The 17,276-nt window shown below is 63.4% G+C and carries 16 protein-coding genes; 11 read left to right on the forward strand and 5 right to left on the reverse strand.

The window, feature by feature from the left end; all coding sequences use genetic code 11:
- Positions 1-38: 38 nt before the first annotated feature.
- Entirely contained in the window at positions 39-800 is a 762-nt protein-coding gene (larB, locus tag HGEM_RS09420) for a nickel pincer cofactor biosynthesis protein LarB (protein ID WP_019129190.1), read from the forward strand.
- Positions 801-1,188: 388 nt separating this feature from the next.
- On the opposite strand, the gene nagA is transcribed toward larB, so the two are convergent.
- The 5 genes from nagA to HGEM_RS09445 form a co-directional block, all read right to left on the reverse strand.
- The gene (nagA, locus tag HGEM_RS09425; RefSeq protein ID WP_019129191.1) at positions 1,189-2,349 is read right to left on the reverse strand and encodes an N-acetylglucosamine-6-phosphate deacetylase; all 1,161 of its coding nucleotides are present in this window, start codon (positions 2,347-2,349) and stop codon (positions 1,189-1,191) included.
- A gap of 62 nt (positions 2,350-2,411) precedes the next feature.
- Complete coding sequence (locus HGEM_RS09430) at positions 2,412-3,233, reverse strand: sugar phosphate isomerase family (RefSeq protein WP_019129192.1); 822 nt, start codon at positions 3,231-3,233, stop codon at positions 2,412-2,414.
- Between the two features lie 204 nt (positions 3,234-3,437).
- Entirely contained in the window at positions 3,438-4,511 is a 1,074-nt protein-coding gene (locus tag HGEM_RS09435) for an ABC transporter substrate-binding protein (protein ID WP_019129193.1), read from the reverse strand.
- 99 nt (positions 4,512-4,610) lie between these two features.
- Positions 4,611-5,402, reverse strand: coding sequence for an ABC transporter ATP-binding protein (locus HGEM_RS09440; protein WP_019129194.1), 792 nt, complete (start codon positions 5,400-5,402; stop codon positions 4,611-4,613).
- Complete coding sequence (locus HGEM_RS09445; protein WP_019129195.1) at positions 5,378-6,157, reverse strand: ABC transporter permease; 780 nt, start codon at positions 6,155-6,157, stop codon at positions 5,378-5,380. The genes HGEM_RS09440 and HGEM_RS09445 overlap by 25 nt, the downstream gene beginning before the upstream one ends.
- A gap of 390 nt (positions 6,158-6,547) precedes the next feature.
- Between HGEM_RS09445 and HGEM_RS09860 the strand changes: the two genes are divergently transcribed.
- From HGEM_RS09860 to yfcE, 10 genes are all read left to right on the forward strand, one after another.
- Positions 6,548-7,618, forward strand: a complete 1,071-nt coding sequence (locus tag HGEM_RS09860; protein ID WP_019129196.1) for a LacI family DNA-binding transcriptional regulator — start codon at positions 6,548-6,550, stop codon at positions 7,616-7,618.
- A gap of 44 nt (positions 7,619-7,662) precedes the next feature.
- Positions 7,663-8,817 (forward strand): class II fructose-bisphosphate aldolase, encoded by a 1,155-nt coding sequence (locus HGEM_RS09455; RefSeq protein ID WP_019129197.1) that lies wholly within the window; start codon positions 7,663-7,665, stop codon positions 8,815-8,817.
- 3 nt (positions 8,818-8,820) lie between these two features.
- Positions 8,821-9,981, forward strand: coding sequence for a diphosphate--fructose-6-phosphate 1-phosphotransferase (locus tag HGEM_RS09460; protein WP_019129198.1), 1,161 nt, complete (start codon positions 8,821-8,823; stop codon positions 9,979-9,981).
- 54 nt (positions 9,982-10,035) lie between these two features.
- The gene (locus tag HGEM_RS09465) at positions 10,036-10,872 is read left to right on the forward strand and encodes a triose-phosphate isomerase family protein (RefSeq protein WP_019129199.1); all 837 of its coding nucleotides are present in this window, start codon (positions 10,036-10,038) and stop codon (positions 10,870-10,872) included.
- A gap of 33 nt (positions 10,873-10,905) precedes the next feature.
- Positions 10,906-12,402 (forward strand): lactate racemase domain-containing protein, encoded by a 1,497-nt coding sequence (locus tag HGEM_RS09470; protein WP_019129200.1) that lies wholly within the window; start codon positions 10,906-10,908, stop codon positions 12,400-12,402.
- Positions 12,403-12,715: 313 nt separating this feature from the next.
- Entirely contained in the window at positions 12,716-13,978 is a 1,263-nt protein-coding gene (locus HGEM_RS09475; RefSeq protein ID WP_019129201.1) for a glucose-6-phosphate isomerase, read from the forward strand.
- A 15-nt stretch (positions 13,979-13,993) separates the two neighbouring features.
- Positions 13,994-14,290 carry a PTS sugar transporter subunit IIB gene (locus HGEM_RS09480; RefSeq protein ID WP_019129202.1) on the forward strand — a complete coding sequence of 99 codons (297 nt, stop codon included), beginning with the start codon at positions 13,994-13,996 and terminating at the stop codon, positions 14,288-14,290.
- Positions 14,291-14,645: 355 nt separating this feature from the next.
- Entirely contained in the window at positions 14,646-16,067 is a 1,422-nt protein-coding gene (larC, locus tag HGEM_RS09485) for a nickel pincer cofactor biosynthesis protein LarC (RefSeq protein WP_230197269.1), read from the forward strand.
- Positions 16,068-16,106: 39 nt separating this feature from the next.
- Complete coding sequence (locus HGEM_RS09490; RefSeq protein WP_019129205.1) at positions 16,107-16,484, forward strand: hypothetical protein; 378 nt, start codon at positions 16,107-16,109, stop codon at positions 16,482-16,484.
- Positions 16,485-16,706: 222 nt separating this feature from the next.
- Positions 16,707-17,276 carry a phosphodiesterase gene (gene yfcE, locus HGEM_RS09495; protein WP_019129206.1) on the forward strand — a complete coding sequence of 190 codons (570 nt, stop codon included), beginning with the start codon at positions 16,707-16,709 and terminating at the stop codon, positions 17,274-17,276.

The raw sequence follows: 17,276 nt of genomic DNA on the forward strand, positions 1-17,276 counted from the left end.
TGCTACCATAGATGAAAAGGTTACAGAGGAGGAACGCAATGGACGCATCGGATCTGGAATCGCTGGCGCGGGCCGTCGCGGCGGGGGAGCTTTCCCCGAGCGAGCTGGTGGAGCGCGTCCGCGTGGGCACCGTCGCAGATTTGGGCTATGCGCAAGTAGACACCGAGCGCGGCGTGCGCACGGGCGTTTCCGAGGTGATCTATGGCGCAGGGAAGAGCGCCGCGCAGATTGCGGGAATCGTCGACGCCATGCGAGGGACGGGGCAGGAGCGCATTCTCATCACGCGCATGGATGAACGGAAGGCTGCCGAGCTTGCCGAGATGGGCTGCTCGTTCGCCTATCACGCCGAAGCCCATGCGGGCGTGGTGGGAGAGCTCCCCGAGCCGGATGGAAACGGCGAGATTCTGGTGCTAACGGCCGGCACGAGCGATATCGCCGTTGCCGAGGAAGCGGTGCTGACAGCGCGTTTCTTGGGCAACAGCGTGACTTGCGTGAACGATGCGGGCGTTGCGGGCATACACCGCTTGCTTCGTCATGGCGAGGAGATCGCCCGTGCACAGGTGATCATCGCGATTGCGGGCATGGAGGGCGCGCTGCCGAGCGTGGTGGGAGGTCTTGCCGCTTGCCCGGTCATCGCCGTGCCCACGAGTGTGGGTTACGGGGCGAACCTCGGCGGGCTCACGGCGTTGCTCGCTATGGTGAATAGCTGCGCGAGCGGCGTCTCCGTCGTCAACATAGACAATGGCTTCGGCGCGGCGTATCAGGCTTCGCTGATCAACCATTTGCCGGGGAAGGGGTAACGGCAGGAGCCCCCGCCCCCTATCCTCTGTGCTCAGACAGTCCTCGCAAGAAAGCCCTCGCGGGCTTTTTTGCTGCGGAACTGCGCCAGAGGATAGGGGGCGGGGGCTCCTGACGGCTCGGACTTTGCCGGAAAATGGTTGAACCTGCGAGGAGATACGCCGCGTCGATGGGGGAACCGGGGAGATAACCTGGCGGGTTGCTTGGATTTGCGGGCCCGAACAACAATACATTCAAATACTAATTCAAGGCCGATGGTTGCGAGCGCAGCTCGCAACCGAGCAAAGGGGGTCACGGCCTGCTTCTGAGCGCTTCCGCAGCGATTCAGCTTTGCTGAATCGCGAGGACCAGCGAAGAAGCAACCCGGGACCCCCGGTCAGGTGGAAAGCCTTAGCGCTCGTACACCGTTCGGCCGCCCACGATGGTGCGCGCGACCTCCAGGTCGGAGTCGACGATCGTGAGGTCTGCGTCATAGCCGCAGGCGATCTGGCCCTTGGTGGCAAAGCCGATGAGCGTTGCCGGATTCTTCGTCATGAGGCGCGCGGCATGCTCGACGTCTGTATCGGCGAACTTCACGATGTTGCGCAGCGCCTGAGCGAGCGTGAGCGTGGAGCCCGCGCGCACACCGGTGGAGGCGAGCTTGGCGTCGCCGTCTTCAACCACGACATCGTTCACCCCGAGCTTGTAGTTGCCGTCCGGGAGGCCTGCAGCCATGATGGAGTCGGTGATGGCCACCACGCGGTCCCATCCCTTCGACTTCAGATACAGTCGCACGCTGCCGGGATGCAGGTGGCGTCCGTCGCAGATGGCCTCGACGTACAGGTCGCTCTCGATGGCGACGCCCCAGATCGCGGGGTCATGCTGATGGAAGAGGCGCATGGCGTTGCCCAGATGGGTCGCGCTCGCCGCACCGGCGCGCACGCAGGCCATGGACTGGTCGTACCCGGCGCCGCTGTGCCCGATCGCGCAGGTGATGCCCAGGGCGTTGAGTTCGGGGATGAGCTCCTCGACGCCGGGAATCTCGGGGGCGAGGGTCGTGTAGCGCACGTGCCCGCCCGACGCGTCCTGGTACTCACGGAACAGATCGATGCTCGCGGTGTGCATCAGCAGGTGCTCGGGCATGGCGCCCTTGTATTCGCTCGAGAGACAGGGTCCCTCGAGATGGATGCCCAGAAGCGCGGCGCCATCATAGGGGCCGCCCTCGATGACGCGCTTCGCCTGCTCCATGCACCAGAGCGTTTGCTCGGGCGTATCGGTGAGCACCGAGCAGAGCCAGCCGGTCACGCCCTGGCTGGCGAAGAACCGGCCGATGGTTCGTAGGCCCTCTTCATCGGCGGCGTTCACGTCGACGTTGGCAGCGCCGTGCGTGTGAATGTCGATGAAGCCGGGCAGTACAGTCATGCCCTCGGCGTCGAGCTCGGGCAATTCGCGGAGATTCGCATATGAACGGGGTAGGCCGGTGATGCGGCCGTTCTCCACGACGACATCGCAGCGCGTGCTGCCGGTCGGCAGGACCACCGTTGCGCCCTTAATGTAGAGCGAAGAGTCCATAAGGTCTCCCTTCTCGCAGATAGCGGGCCTCGGGATGGCCCCGGGCCCGCTATGTTAGACGGTTAGTATGCCCGCTGCGCCGCGTTCGCGTTCACATAGATGAGCGCATCGGGATGGTTCTGCAGCAGCGTCGCGGGGAACCCGGCGGTGACCGCTCCGTATGCGGCCCGGCGCACCACGGCGCGGTGCCAGTCGCGGAACACGCCCAGGCGCACCTTGCGGGCGCCCAGGATCTCGTGCATGCCGATGGTCACGCAGCGACGCGGGAAGTCCTCGAGGGAGCCGCCCATGTCTGCGATGCAGTTCGTGGCACGCGTCTCGGGGTGAATATCGAGCGTGCGCGTGCGGAGGGCAGCGAACTCGTCGGGCGTGAGGCTTTCGTCGGGCTCGTTGAAGGCAAGGTGCCCGGTGATGCCGATGCCGCCGAAGGCGATGTCGACGCCTCCCAGCTCCTCGATGAGCGCGGGGATACGCTCCAGGTCCGTGGGATCGGGGAACACTCGCTGCTCAGCAGGCATAAGGAGCTCTGGATCGATCTTGCCGTACACCTCACGGTTCATGAAGCCGCGGAACGACAACGGGTCGGACTCGTCGATCCATGCGCCATCGTCGGTGAGATACTCGTCCATGTTGATGAACCAGCAAGACTTGAGCGAGAGCTGGCGCTCGTTGACGAGGCGCACGAAGATGGGGTACTGCCCCACGGGGCCAACCGGGCAGATGAAGACGGTCTTCTCGCCAAGAGCGTTCTTGCGCTCGATCTCGGTCACCATCTCGAGGGCCATCTGGTAGAACACCTCGCCGGAGTCGCCCAGCTTGAGAAGGGGCACGCGTGCCCCCTGGCCAAGCTCCTCGGCCGAGATGCGGTAGTAATCGTGCTTCATGTTTCGTCCTTTCACGTCGCGACGAACGATTCGCGTGAGTTGCCGGAAACGTGGCGAGGAGGATGCCCGGGTGAAGATGCCCATGGCCGTTTCTCGCATGCCTTCCATTCGCCGCAGGTATTCCCATAATGCTAGACAGCCGGACGCTGCTCGCGCAGGGCCCGGCTGCTCGTTAGACTACACAGGTTGATCCTGCGGGAGAGGCTACTTGATCTCCTCGAAGATGGTGTTGGCCTCGTCCATGATGTCGGTCTTCACGTAGTTCTCTACCGGAACCTCCTCGGTGACGGTGCCGGCGTCGAGGAAGACCTGCTGCTGGGCCTGGTAGTAGCCCAAGATGGTGTCGGTGTCGCCCTGGCAGTCGACGGCGCCCTGCCAGTCGCCCTCGCCCGTGGACTGCAGGAGGGTCTCCTCGGGAAGGTCGAGCTCGGAAGCGAGGAGCTTGGCGACGTCCTCGATGTGCTCAGCGCGATACACATGGCCCTTGGCGATGGCGGCGCCGAAGCGAGCGAGCACCTCGGCGTTCTCGTCGGCGTACTCGGGCAGGCACACGTAGCTGCCGGGGAAGGCGACCTCGTCGGAGTAGTCGGTGTTGGTGCCGAGGACGAGGTAGTTGTCGCCCAGCTGCTCCTGGATGGTCACGGTGTTGGGCGACCAGGTGGCGGCGGCGTCGATCTGGCCGGAGATGAGGGCCGTGGTCATGCCGGAGACGTCCATCTCAACCTTGGTGATGTCGTCTTCGGTGAGGCCGGCGTCACGCAGAACGAGGCCGAGGATGATCTCGGAGGAGGTGCCGGTGGAGACGCCTACGGTCTTGCCCTTGAGGTCAGCGGCCGTGGGGACCTTGGTCTTGTCGACCACGACGGCGTCAGCCTGGGAGAGCTGGTCGAAGGCGAAGACAACGGCGTCGCCGGAGATGCACAGCGTGTGCGCGCCGTGCCCGATCTGGGCGATGTCGATGTCGCCGGACTGCATGGCCGTGATCTCGGCCGGGCCGCCCTGGAACTGAGCGGTCTCGACGGTGATGCCTACCTCATCGAAATAGCCCTGGTCGATGGCGGCGAAGAGCGTGCCGGCGGAGCCGAGGTTGGGCATGAAGGCAACGCGGAGCGTCACGGGATCGTAGGACGAGCCGCTGGTGGCGGCGCTGCCCTGGGTGCTGCCAGCGGGCGTGTTGCTGCCGCTGCAGCCGGCGAGGCCGGCGGCCATAAGGCCGAGTCCGCCGAGACCGGCGAGCATGCTGCGACGGCTGATGTTGATATCGTTCAGGTTGGACATGATCTTCTCCTTCTCTTGTTCAACCTCGCACCGTGCGGGACGGTGCGCTTTTCCCACTCGAGAGCTGGGCGGCGCCTCAGGCGGCCGCTCGTGCGCCCGTTATTTACGAACCGACAGGTACTCCTGGTAGACCTGGCTCCAGATCTCGTTCTTGAGCTCGAGGAAGCGGGGCGTCATCTTCGTGGCCTGGTCGCGCGGATAGGGGATATCGATGTCGATGATGTCCTTCACGCGGCCCGGGCGCGCGCTCATGATCACGCAGCGCTGACCCAAGATGATGGCCTCTTCCACGTCGTGGGTGATGAAGAAGCAGGTCTTGCGCTCCTTCTCCCAGGTCTCGATGAGCTCCTGCTGAAGCTGGGTGCGCGTCTGCGCGTCGAGTGCGCCGAAGGGCTCGTCCATAAGGAGCACCTGGGGGTTGGTGGCATAGGCGCGCGCGATGGCCACGCGCTGCTTCATGCCGCCCGAGAGCTCCTTCGGATAGTGGTTGGCGAAGTCCTCAAGGTCGACCATCTTGAGATAGCGGTGGGCGATCTCTTCGGCTTCTTCCTTCGATTTCCCCTGAAGCTTCAGGCCGAACATGACGTTCTTGATAACCGTGAGCCACGGGAAGAGCGCGTACTGCTGGAAGACGATGCCGCGCTCCGGGCTCGGCCCATCCACCGGCTTGCCGTCGACCGTAACCTGGCCCTCGGTGGGCGTCTCGAGGCCGCCGATGATGTTCAAGAGCGTGGACTTGCCGCAGCCGGAGGGACCCACGACGGTGATGAACTCATTCTCGTGGATGTCGAGGTCGACGCCATTCAGGGCCACCATCTCACCCTTGCGAGTCTGGAACTTCTTCACCACATGGTCGATGTGGACCTTTACTGCTGAACCGTTTCCTGCCATCCGGTGAACCTCCTTTCGAGGAATCGAACGATCTTCTCAAAGCAGATGCCGATGATGCCGAGCATGATGATGCCGAGCAGCACCGTATCCATCTGGTAGTAACCGCTGGCCTGCTGGATCATCATGCCGAGGCCGCGGTCGCCGCCGACGATTTCGGAGGCCATGAGCGTGGTGAGCGAGGTGGACAGGCCGAGGCGCGCCGCCACGAGGATGAAGGGCGTGGTGGCGGGGATGGTCACCTTGAAGAAGATGTCGGTCTGCTTGGCGCCGAGCACGCGGGCAGCCTTGATGAGCGTGGTGTCGACGCCCTTGATGCCCTGGTAGATGGTTACCACCTGAACGAGGAAGGACGCGATGAAGATGACCGCGATCTTGCTCTCGTTGCCAATGCCGAGCCAAGCGATGAGCAGGAAGACGTAGGCCAGGGGCGGGATGTTGCGCACGAACTGAATCCACGGTTCAACGATGTGGCGGATCGGGTCGTACCATGCCATGAGGAAGGCGACGGGGATGGACGTGATGAACGCGAGCCCGAAGCCGATGAGCACGCGCGACAGCGATGCCCAGACGTGCTCGAGCAAGATGCCGCTCTCGAGCTTGCTCACAAACGCGGCCCCCACCTCGGCCGGCGGCGCGAAGACGGCGGGCAGCTGGCTCGAGGCGACGAGCCATAACGCGATCGCGCAGGCGAATGAGATGAGCACCCAAACGGCGTTGGGTATCTTCGCCCAGATCGGTTTCTTCTTTTCCTGCATGTCGAAGGGCTCCTTTCTCAGCGTGGTAAGGCGTGGTTGCTCATGACCACAACTTAAACGTATAAGTAGAGCAATGACCGAACACACCTAGAATATTAGTCATGATGCGATGGGAAAAACAGGAAAAGATTGGCGCTCAAATCCCGCAAAAGAACGTTTCAGACACATTAAACAGCAGGTAGATATGCTTAAAATGAACCTTAAATCATGCGAGGGGATATTCTATAAACGGTCGGTTTACGCCGCTCAGCGGTATATTGGAAAGAAAGGTGTGATTCTCGCGTGTGGCCTGCGCTTTTGTGTTAACTTAAACGTATAAGTTGAACGATACCGCGATAATGCTGCTCGTTCGCTCGTTTTATACGTCGGCCACGAGATACGGGAGGGTGCATGGGCAAGCGCGTTACGCTCAAGGACATCGCCACCGCCGCCGGTGTCACCACGGCGACGGTCTCGTATGTTCTCAACGACACCCCAGGCCAAAAGATTGCTCCCGAGACGCGCGAGCGCGTGCTCAAGGCCGCGCGCGAGCTGAGTTATGTGCCCAATAGCGCGGCGCGCACCCTGCGCGCCCGTCGCTCGCAGTGCGTGGGCGTGGTGGCCAAGAAGAACCTCGCCGTCCCGCGCTTCTCGCAGACCATCCGCGGTATCCAGAGCAGGCTCGAGGATATCGGCTATAACTTGCTGCTGTGCACTAATAAGGTCAAGAAGGGCGGATTGAGCGACTATCTCATCGCCTATCTTGAGGGCCGTGTCGATGGAATCATCTTCCTCGGCAAGGATAACGTTGGGCCTAGCGCGGAGAGCGTCGAGGTGATCGAGCGCGAGCGCGTTCCGTTCGTTGCCTACGACTGTGTCGAGCGTGCGAGCGCGTATAGCACGGTCGATTTCGACTACCGGGGCGGTGCCCGGCTCCTTGCCGAGCGCGTGCTCGCGTCGGCGCCGCGCCGGCTCCTCTACATCGCGCCCGATATCGACGCTCCCCAGGAGCGCCAGCGCGTCGAGGGCCTTTCCGTTGCCCTGAAGAACAGCCCCGAGACCGAGCTTATTGAGCTTACGGTTCCCATCACGCTGGATAACCTCGATACATGGGACCTCCGCTACTCGATAGGCGCTACGCCCGAGGGCGACGAGCTCACGGCTTCCTTCGCCCGGGCGCTCCGCGAGGCTGTCGGCGGGCTCGAGCGAGGCGACGCGGTCATCGCGAGCTGGTCGGGATGGACCGAGCCCATCCGCTACCGTTGCCGCGAGCGGGGAATCGTGACGGCGGAGCTCGCGAACAACGGCGAGAGCAATTTCTACCCCGATCTCTGCGTTCGTCTGCCCAACTTCGACGCCGGTGTGGCGTGCGCCGATGAGCTTCTCTCGCTTATCGACGGCAAGCCCTCGAGCGCCCGCCTCCTGCACCTCACGAACGTGCTCGATGGCACGCGAGGTGCCTATGGGGAGGATATCTACTGAAACGCGCCGGCGCCGCCGGCTGGATGCAAAGGAGCCTGATTTCTATGCCACTCGTTCCGCTCAAACCCGTTCTCGACGCCGCCCGGCGCCACGGCTACGCGCAGGGGGCGTTCAACGTCAACGCGGTGTGTCAGGCCAAGGCTGCCATCGAGGTGCACGAGATGTTCCGCAGCCCCGTGATCTTGCAGGGGGCGGACCTCGCCAACGCCTTCATGGGGGGCCGGGCCGACTTCGCGAACGGCACCGTCGAGGACAAGATCCGGGGCGCGAAGAACATCGGTGATGCCGTCAAGCTCTATGGCGAGCATTCGCCCGTTCCCGTGGTGCTCCACCTCGACCACGGGCGCGACATGGAGAGCGTGAAGGCTGCCATCGCGGGCGGCTATACGTCGGTCATGATCGACGGCTCTTCGCTGCCGTTTGAAGAGAACAAGGAGCTCACGCGCGAGGTCGTGAAGTACGCGCACGCCCGTGGCGTCTCGGTCGAGGGCGAGCTCGGCGTGCTCGCCGGCGTGGAGGATCACGTGTTCGCGGCGTCGTCCACCTATACCAACCCGCTCTCGGCAGTGGAGTTCGTGCGCGACACCGGCGTTGACGCGCTCGCCATCTCCTATGGCACCATGCACGGCGCTTCCAAGGGCAAGAACGTCAAGCTGCGCCGCGAGATCCCCATCGCCATCCGCGAGTGCCTGGCGCACGAGGACCTCGGTTGCGCGCTCGTGAGCCACGGCTCCTCAACGGTGCCGCAGTACATCGTGCGCGAGATCAACGAGCTGGGAGGCCAGATCGGCGAGGCGCACGGCATCCCCGTCGCCGAGCTTCTGGAGGCCATCCCCGCCGGTATCAACAAGATCAACGTCGATACGGACATCCGTCTCGCCGTGACGCGCAACATGCGCGAGCTCTTTGAGCGCGAACCCGAGCTCAAGGAGAGCTCGCTTGCAGGTGTGTGGCAGCTGCTCGATGAGAAGCGCGAGCAGTTCGACCCGCGCGCCTTCCTGCCGCCGGTGTACGACCTCGTCATGTACGGCACCGTTGCCGACGAGGCGCAGGAGAAGCTCGTCGCCGCCATCGAGGCGGGCGTCAAGGAGGCTGTTGGAACGCTCATCGTGCAATTCGGCAGCTACGGCAAGGCGCCGTTGGTCAAGATCGCCACGCTCGACGAGATGGCGGAGCGCTACGCGAAGGAAGGTCGATAGCTTATGGCAGGCAAGAACATCCTCGTCATGCACGGCGGAGGCCCGACCGCGGTCATCAACGCCTCGCTCTATGGCATCGTGGCAGAAGGCAAGCTCCATGGCGAGATCGCGCACATCTACGGCGCGCACGGCGGCCCCTCTGGCCTCGTGAACGGCACCCTCATCGACCTGAGCGCCATGCCCGATAGCGAGCTCGTGCGCCTGCGCGACGCGCCAGGCTCTGCCATCGGCACGGGCCGCGACGCGCTCGCCGGCCACTATCCGGCCATGGTGGAGCTCCTCATCAAGAACGGTATCGATATCGTCATGCCCACGGGCGGCAACGGCACCATGAACACGTGTGCGCTGCTCCAGGAGGCCATCGACGAGGCGGGAGCCGACATTCAGGTGATTGGCGTGCCCAAGACCATGGACAACGACATCGCAGAGATCGACCACGCGCCCGGTTACGGCAGCGCCGCCCGCTATGTGGCGCAAAGCGTGGGCGAGGTGTGCGCGGACGTACACAGCATGCCCATCCACCTCGTGGTGGTTGAGGTCATGGGCCGGTCCGCCGGCTGGGTTGCGGCAGCGAGCTCGCTCGCCGATGCTTGCGGTCAGGGCGGCCCCGACCTCATCTACATGCCGGAGCGCGCATTTGACGAGGAGGCGTTCCTCGCGGACTGCCAGCGCTTGATCGACACCAAGCGCGGCGGCGTCATCGTGGCGAGCGAGGGCCTGCATGACGCGGCGGGCAGTCCCATCGTCGACCCCATCATGGAAGTCGAGCGCGAGACGTACTTCGGCGACGTGTCGTCGCACCTTGCGAACCTTATCGTGGCGAAGCTCGGCTACAAGGCCCGCTCGGAGAAGCCGGGCCTGCTCGGCCGCGCATCGGTTGCGCTTCGCAGCCAAGTTGACGTTGACGAGGCGGAGGAAGTCGGTCGTGCCGCCGTGCGCGCCGCGCTTTCCGGCGAGACGGCCAAGATGGTCGGTATCCAGCGCGTGCCGGGCGACGCATACGCCATCGAGACGAACCTCATCGACGTGGAGCGTGTGCGCCTCATCGAGCGCTGCCTGCCCGACGCCTTCATCAACGAAGCGGGCAACGGCGTCACCCCGGCATTCAAGGAGTGGGCGGCCCCGCTCGTGGGCGAATTGCCGAGCTTTGTAAGCTTCCTGTAGCAAGACCGGTGGGGGCGGACCCTGGTCTTTGCCCCCGCGTCTGAAGGAGTGTGCATGAAACACATCTTTTTGAATCTCAAGCGCTTCGATATCACGCCCGAGCACGGTGGCGTGAACCGTTTGGCGGAGCCCGCCGCATGGGGCGAAGCGGTGACATCCTCCATCAAAGACGTCGCTCTTCGCTATGCCGATGCGGAGCTCGCCGCCTTCCTGCCCGAGGCGCACCTCATCGGTGCCGTCGCCGGCGCTGCCGGAAGCCCGCTCGGCGTGGGCTGCCAGGGCGTCCATACGGCGGACACGGCGCCGGGCGGAAACTTCGGCGCCTTCACGACCCTGCGCACGGGCAATGCCGTGGCACAGCTCGGCTGCACCTGGGTGCTTATCGGCCACTGTGAGGAGCGCATGAACCTGCGCGCCATCATGGGTGAGGCAGGTGCTGCTCCCGATGCCGTGGAAGCGGCGGTGAATCGCGTGCTCGCGCGCGAGGTGGCTGCGGCTCAGGCAGCGGGCCTCACGGTGCTCTTCTGCATGGGGGAGCGCGAAGAGGAAGTCGATTCGTGGGAAGAGGTACTCACCGCCCAGCTCACGGGCGGCCTCGAGGGCGCCGATCTCTCTCGCGTGCGCGTTGCGTACGAGCCGGTGTGGAGCATCGGGCCGGGTAAGACGCCCGCCGATGCACCGTATATCCAGAAGGTGGCCCGTCTCATCAAGGCGACGCTTCTCGGTGTGGACGTAGTCTACGGCGGCGGTCTCAAGGCCGATAACGCTCAGATGCTCGCCGGCATCCCCGAGATCGACGGCGGCCTCATCGCACTCACCCGTTTCACCGGCGAGATCGGCTTCTACCCGGAGGAATATGCGGAAATCGTCAAGCTGTATCTAGAGGCCTAGCTCATTGGACGCATGAATAAGAAAGGAATGACCATGCATCTGGACTTTGAATGGGGTACCGGCATGATTGGGGCCGAGCTCCCCGATACAACCGACGTCTTCGTCACCGGCGAGACCGTCAAGGACCCCGAGTGCCTGCCCCAGGATTGGGACAGCCTCTACGCGGCAACGCTCGAGAGCATCCGCAACCCCATCGGCATGGAGCCGCTCGCTTCCTATGCGGGGCCGGGCAAGAAGGTCGTCATCGTGATCCCCGATATCGTGAAGGGCGGCACCCAGCCCACCGCGCACCGTAAGGTTGCCATCCGCGCGTGCCTCGATGAGCTCTTCGCGAACGGCGTGAAGCACGACGACGTGTTGCTCCTCTTCTCGAACGGCCTGCACCCCCGCACCTCCACTGCCGAGGCCAAGCAGATTCTGGGCGACGACCTCTACAACGAGTTCGAGGCAACCGGCCAGATCACGAGCCACGATTCCGAGGACTACGACCACCTGGTCGATCTGGGCTACACCGCTCAGGGCGACCACGTGATCATGAACAAGTACGTTTACGATGCCGACATCGCCATTCTTATCGGCCATACCCAGGGCAACCCCTATGGCGGCTACTCGGGCGGTTACAAGCATTGCGCCACGGGCATCACCCACTGGCGCTCCATCGGTGCCCACCACGTGCCGCGCGTCATGAGCCGCCCCGACTTCGTGCCTGTGTCTACCCATAGCCTCATGCGTGACAAGTTCGACAGCCAGGGCATGTTCATGGAAGAGAAGATGGGCAAGAAGTTCTTCTGCGTGGACGCGGTGCTCGACACCTGGAGCCGCCAGATCGCCATCTTCTCGGGGTACGCTGCCGAGATGCAGCCCGTGAGCTGGAAGGTTGCCGATAAGCGCACCTATGTGCACTGGGCCGAGAAGAAATACGACATCGTGGTCATGGGCATGCCCACCAACTTCCACTACGGCGACGGCATGGGCACGAACCCCATCCAGATGATGCAGGCCGTCTCCGCCCAGGTCATTCGCCACAAGCGCATCCTCTCCGACCACTGCGTCTTCGTGATCGCGAGCTACTGCAACGGCTGGTTCCACGACGAGCGCTGGCCGTACCTGCGCGAGCAGTGGGAGCTGTGGCAGTCCGATAAGATGAACACGCTCGACGACATGATCAAGTACGGTGAGTACTTCGCCACCAACGAGGAGTACATCCGCAAGTACCGCTTTGCCGGTGCGTTCCATCCGTTCCATGGCTTCAGCATGATGACCTGCGGAAACCTCGCCGAGAAGTATCTCTCTGCTACGTATATCGTGGGCGCGCAGAAGCCGGGCATCGCCCGTACCATGGGCCTCAAGACCCGTCCGACCTTCGAGGAGGCCATCGCCGACGCCACGCGCAAGTACACCGATGGCAACCCCAACATCCTGGCGCTCCCGCACGCGTACAACCGCGCCGTGCCGCACCTGTGCATGAAGGATCCGTCGCAGAACAGCCACTTCCGCGACGATGCCCCCGCGCATCCCTGCGGTTGCTAAATCCACTCGGTACTGAGGGCACGGGGATACGGGTGCAACCTCGCATCCCCGGCTACTTCCTTGTCGTAAGACCGCCTGCGCGGGCATATCGTCCCGTGCTCAAACAGTCTCACTGCGTTCGAAACTGCGCGTGGGACGATATGCCCGCGCAGGCGGCTGACGCGCCAGAATGGCTTCAGCCCATGTATGCCTAGCCCGGCCTCCGGGCATGTGCTCTGGCGCAGTTCCGCAGCAAGCGTAGCGAGCGAGGACTGTTTGAGCACAGAGGACATGCCCGGAGGGCCGGGCGGATAGGGTGAGCGGAGGAGCTGCAATGTTGAAGTTGAACAGAAGCTTTGCCTCGGCATTCGTTGCTGAGGACGAGCTTGTTAGCTATATGGATGAACATGCCGACGTGTTGGCGCGCTGCCAGGCGGGCGAGGACCGCTATGCGGATTCGCTCGGCTGGCTCTCCGTCGACGAATGGGCGAGTGACGCCATCCTTGACCGTACCTGCGCGCTTGCGGAGCAGATTCGCTCCATGGCCGACACCTTCGTTGTGATCGGCGTAGGCGGCTCGAATAACGGGTCGCGTTCCGTGCAGGCTGCGCTTGCCCCCGAGGGAGCACGGCTTGTGTGGGCGGGGAATACGCTTTCGGCTTGGGAGCTCAACCGTGTGCTCGATGAGCTTGAGGGCCATGATGTGGTGATCGATTGCATCGCCAAGAATTTCGAGACGCTCGAGCCGGGCTCATCGTTCCGTCTGCTCCGCCAGTGCCTCGTCGAACGCTATGGCCGCGAGGAGGCCGCGCGCCGCATCGTCTGCACGGGTACGATCGGCTCGCCGCTCGAGGACCTCTGCCGTGCCGAGGGGTACACCTTCGTGCCCTTCGCCACCAACGTGGGAGGCCGCTATACCGCACTTACCGAGGTGCACTTGCTGCCCATGGCGGTTGCGGGCGTGGACATTCGCGCGCTCGTTGCGGGCGCCCGCACCATGGAGCGACTCCTTCGTACGGCGCCAGCGGGGGAGAACTCAGCGTTTGCCTATGCATCGGCTCGCAACATGCTGTGGGACCGCGGGTATCGCGTCGAACTTCTGAGTTTTTTCGAGCCTCGTTTCCGGTGGTTCTCAAAGTGGTGGGAGCAGCTCTTTGCCGAGAGCGAGGGAAAGGATGGCAGAGGCATATTCCCCGCTGCCGCAGAGTGCTCCGAGGAGCTCCATAGTCTGGGACAGTTTGTGCAGGACGGCACGCACATCCTTTTCGAGACCTTCCTTGATGTCTTGGAACCGGGAGCGGGCGACAGCCTCGTGTTGGGCGGCACCGACGTGGCGGATGCCTTTGGCTACCTGGACGGCAAAGATTTCTGGGATATCAATAAGGCGAGCTTCACGGCGACCCGCGAGGCGCATGCCGGAATGCTGCCATGCTTTACGCTCGAGCTCGATCGTCTTGATGAGGAGCATATGGGCATGCTCTTCTACTGGTTCGCGTTCGCGTGCTATGCTTCTGGGGAGCTTTTGGGTGTAAACCCCTTTGACCAGCCAGGCGTAGAGGCGTACAAGCGCCTCATGTTCGATGCGCTCGGAAAATAGAGAAAGGATCTCTTTATGAAGACTGTCAAACTGCTTTGCGCTGCCGGTACGTCGACGCAGATTCTTGCCCAGAAGGTGCAGGAGACTGCCGACAACCTCGGTCTCGAGATGGATGTCAAGGCTGCGTCCATTTCTGGCTCCGATGATGCCTGCAAGGATGCCGACCTGCTGCTTCTTACGCCCCAGGTTGCTTTCAAGCTTGATGTCGTGAAGATGACGTTCCCCGATAAGAAGATCGACGTGATCGATGCGAACGCCTTTGCGACGCTCGATACCCAGGCGATCATCGCGCAGATCAACAAGGAGCTCTAAAGTCCTAGGCTCCCAGGGGGCGCCCGGGCCTCTTCTTCGCTAGTCCTCGGCCTTCGGCCTGAGGAATCGCTCAGAAGAGGCCCGGGCGCCCTTGCGTTACGGGCATAGATGCGGGCTGGGACCGGGCGGTGAGGCGCCCGGGGTCGATGCTGCATGCCCGTCCCAGGCCTGCGGAATCGCTCAGAAGAGGCCCGGGCGCCCTTGCGTTGCGGGCATAGATGCGGGCGGGGGCGGAGCGGGCGGTTGTCTTGGAGTTAGGTCTAGGTGATAAGGTGGCCGATGTTTGGCCGCGTGAAAAAGGAGAGACATGGGCAAGACGCTCTATCTAGATTGCACGAGCGGCATCAGCGGCGATATGTTCGCGGCTGCGCTCCTAGACCTTGGTGCCAGCGAGGAGCGTCTGCGCGCGGCGCTCGCGTCGCTTCCGCTCGGTGGCTACGATCTGCGCGTGAGCCGCGTGAGCAAGGCGGGCCTCGATTGCTGCGATTTCGACGTAGCGCTCGATACCCTGCACGAAAACCATGACCACGATATGGCTTACCTGCACGGCCACGATCATCTGCATGAGCTTGATGGCGAGGATGGCCATCACCATGAGCACGCCCACCATCATGAGGTGCACCATGCAGAAGAGCATGGGCATGACGCTGAGCATGGCCATAGCCATGAGCACGATCACGACCACCACGGTGAGCCCCACCATCATCACGGTCATCATCATGAGCACCGTGGGCCTGCCGATATCGATGCGATGATCGATGCGGGCTCGCTTACCGAAGGCGCCAAAGCGCTTGCGCACCGCATCGTGGATGTTCTTGCGCATGCCGAGGCGAAAGCCCACGGCGTGTCGCTTGACGAGGTCCATTTCCACGAGGTCGGCGCTGTCGACTCCATCGTAGACATCGTGTCCGCAGCGGTGCTCTTCGACGATTTGGGCATCGATCGCGCGCTCGTGCCGCAGCTGGTAGACGGGCGCGGCACCATTCGCTGCCAACACGGCATCATCCCGGTGCCGGTGCCTGCCACCCTGAACATCGTTCAGCAGCACGGCCTGCCGCTTTCTGTTTGCGGCGTCGAGGGGGAGCTTGTGACGCCCACGGGCGCTGCTATCGTTGCGGCAATTGCATCCGAGTTCGAGCTTCCTGCGCGGTTTCGCGTGGAGAGGGTGGGCATCGGCGCGGGCAAGCGCGCGTACGAGCGGCCGAGCATCCTGCGCGCCATGCTGATCGACGAACTTCCTCCCCTCGATGCGCCCGCCGCGCACGAAAAGGCTGCCTGTTCCACCCAGATGCCGCCTGTTTCTGAAGGGGAGCCTACGGTCGATGTTGCCTACGCCGGTTCCGTGGTGCGCCTGGAATGCGATATCGACGACGCTCCAGGCGAGGTGCTCGCGTATGCGGCGGAACGGCTGCGCGAAGCGGGCGCCCGTGAGGTGCATTGGGTGCCTGTGTATGCCAAGAAGGGGCGCCCTGCATGGCAGCTGCAGGTTGTTGCCGCGCCCGATGACATCGAGCGCCTCGAGGGCATCATCTTCGCCGAGACCACCACGATCGGCATTCGGCGTTGGGAGTGTGAGCGCACAGTGCTTGCACGTTCGGAGTCGTCCGTGACGACGCCGTGGGGCACGGTGCGCGTGAAGATCGTTGACCTTCCCGATGGTTCGCGCCGCGTTTCCCCCGAATACGAGGATACCGCAGCGCTTGCGCGGGCTGCAGGCATCCCGCTCCAAAAGGTGATGGACGCTGTTCAGTTGGGTATCATGGGGACAGATAGCTGAAGAAGCCTTTCGAGATAGCTCGAGCGAAGGGGGAGCACCATGTCTCAGAACCAGAAAATCTTGAAGATCATGAGCTTCGTCGCGGTCTTAGCTGCGCTCGGCATGGCGTGGTGGTCGTCTATGGCCATTGCGTTCGCCAACACCTCGCCGGGGCTTCTGCTTGCCATCTGCTCGGTGGTGCCCTGCGTGCTCGACCTGTTCCTGGGCGTCTGGGGTATCGGGGCGGCCAACCGGCCTGCCCGTGCATACGCGACGACATACGTGGGGGTGACGCTGCTCGCGCTCGTGCTCAACGCGGTAGCGGTTGTGGTGTACGTGCTTCTGAACGGTTTCGTATGGCCGGCAATCGTCAATCTGGTCATCGTCGCGGTGTACTACTACTTCTCGCGCGCCGTGCGCTTCGAAGCGCTCAAATAGCCGGTAAAGCCGGCCGGCGGCTTTCTTCCTCTTCTGGCATGCCAGCTTGCCTCCCGCATCCCCTGCGCAACGCTTGGGATGCGGGAGGTTTTTTATGCGATGAGCAGGCTGCCGAGTGCGCTCTCGGTGCAGCATCGATTTTGCCGCACAGGGCGGCTCGCCGTCGCTTGCGTGGGGCCGGATTTGCTACCCTTGTGGGGTCACCGATGGAAAGGACGGCTCATGAAGGTTCTCATCGCATCCGATATCCATGGTTCCGCGTACTGGGCGGAGCGGCTGGTCCGCGCCGTCGAGGTGGAGCAGCCCGACCGGATCGTGCTGCTCGGCGACCTGCTCTACCATGGCCCTCGTAACGACCTCCCGCGCGAATACGATCCGAAGCGCGTCATCCCCCTGCTGAACGGCCTCGCGGATAGCGGCAGCCTTGTGGCAGTGCGGGGAAACTGCGATGCCGAGGTTGACCAGATGGTGCTCTCGTTCCCCTGCATGGCCGACTATGCCGAGCTGGTGGATGACGGCGGCAGAACGCTCTTCCTCACGCACGGCCACGTGTTCGGAGCGGGCTTCCATAACAGCGTCGACAACATCCCGGCATTGGCAGAGGGTTCGGCGGTCGTCTATGGCCATACGCATGTCAAGGTCAACGAGGCCGTGGGCGCCCGGCCTGGCATCTGGGCGTTCAACCCGGGCAGCGTGTCTATCCCCAAGGATGGATCGCATAGCTACGGCATCTATGAAAGCGGCGAGGCGCTCGAGAGCGCTTTCCGCCACGTTGTGCTCGAGGAGGCGTAG

The sequence above is a fragment of the Enorma massiliensis phI genome (assembly GCF_000311845.1).
In the GTDB taxonomy this organism is placed as follows: Bacteria; Actinomycetota; Coriobacteriia; order Coriobacteriales; family Coriobacteriaceae; genus Enorma; species Enorma massiliensis.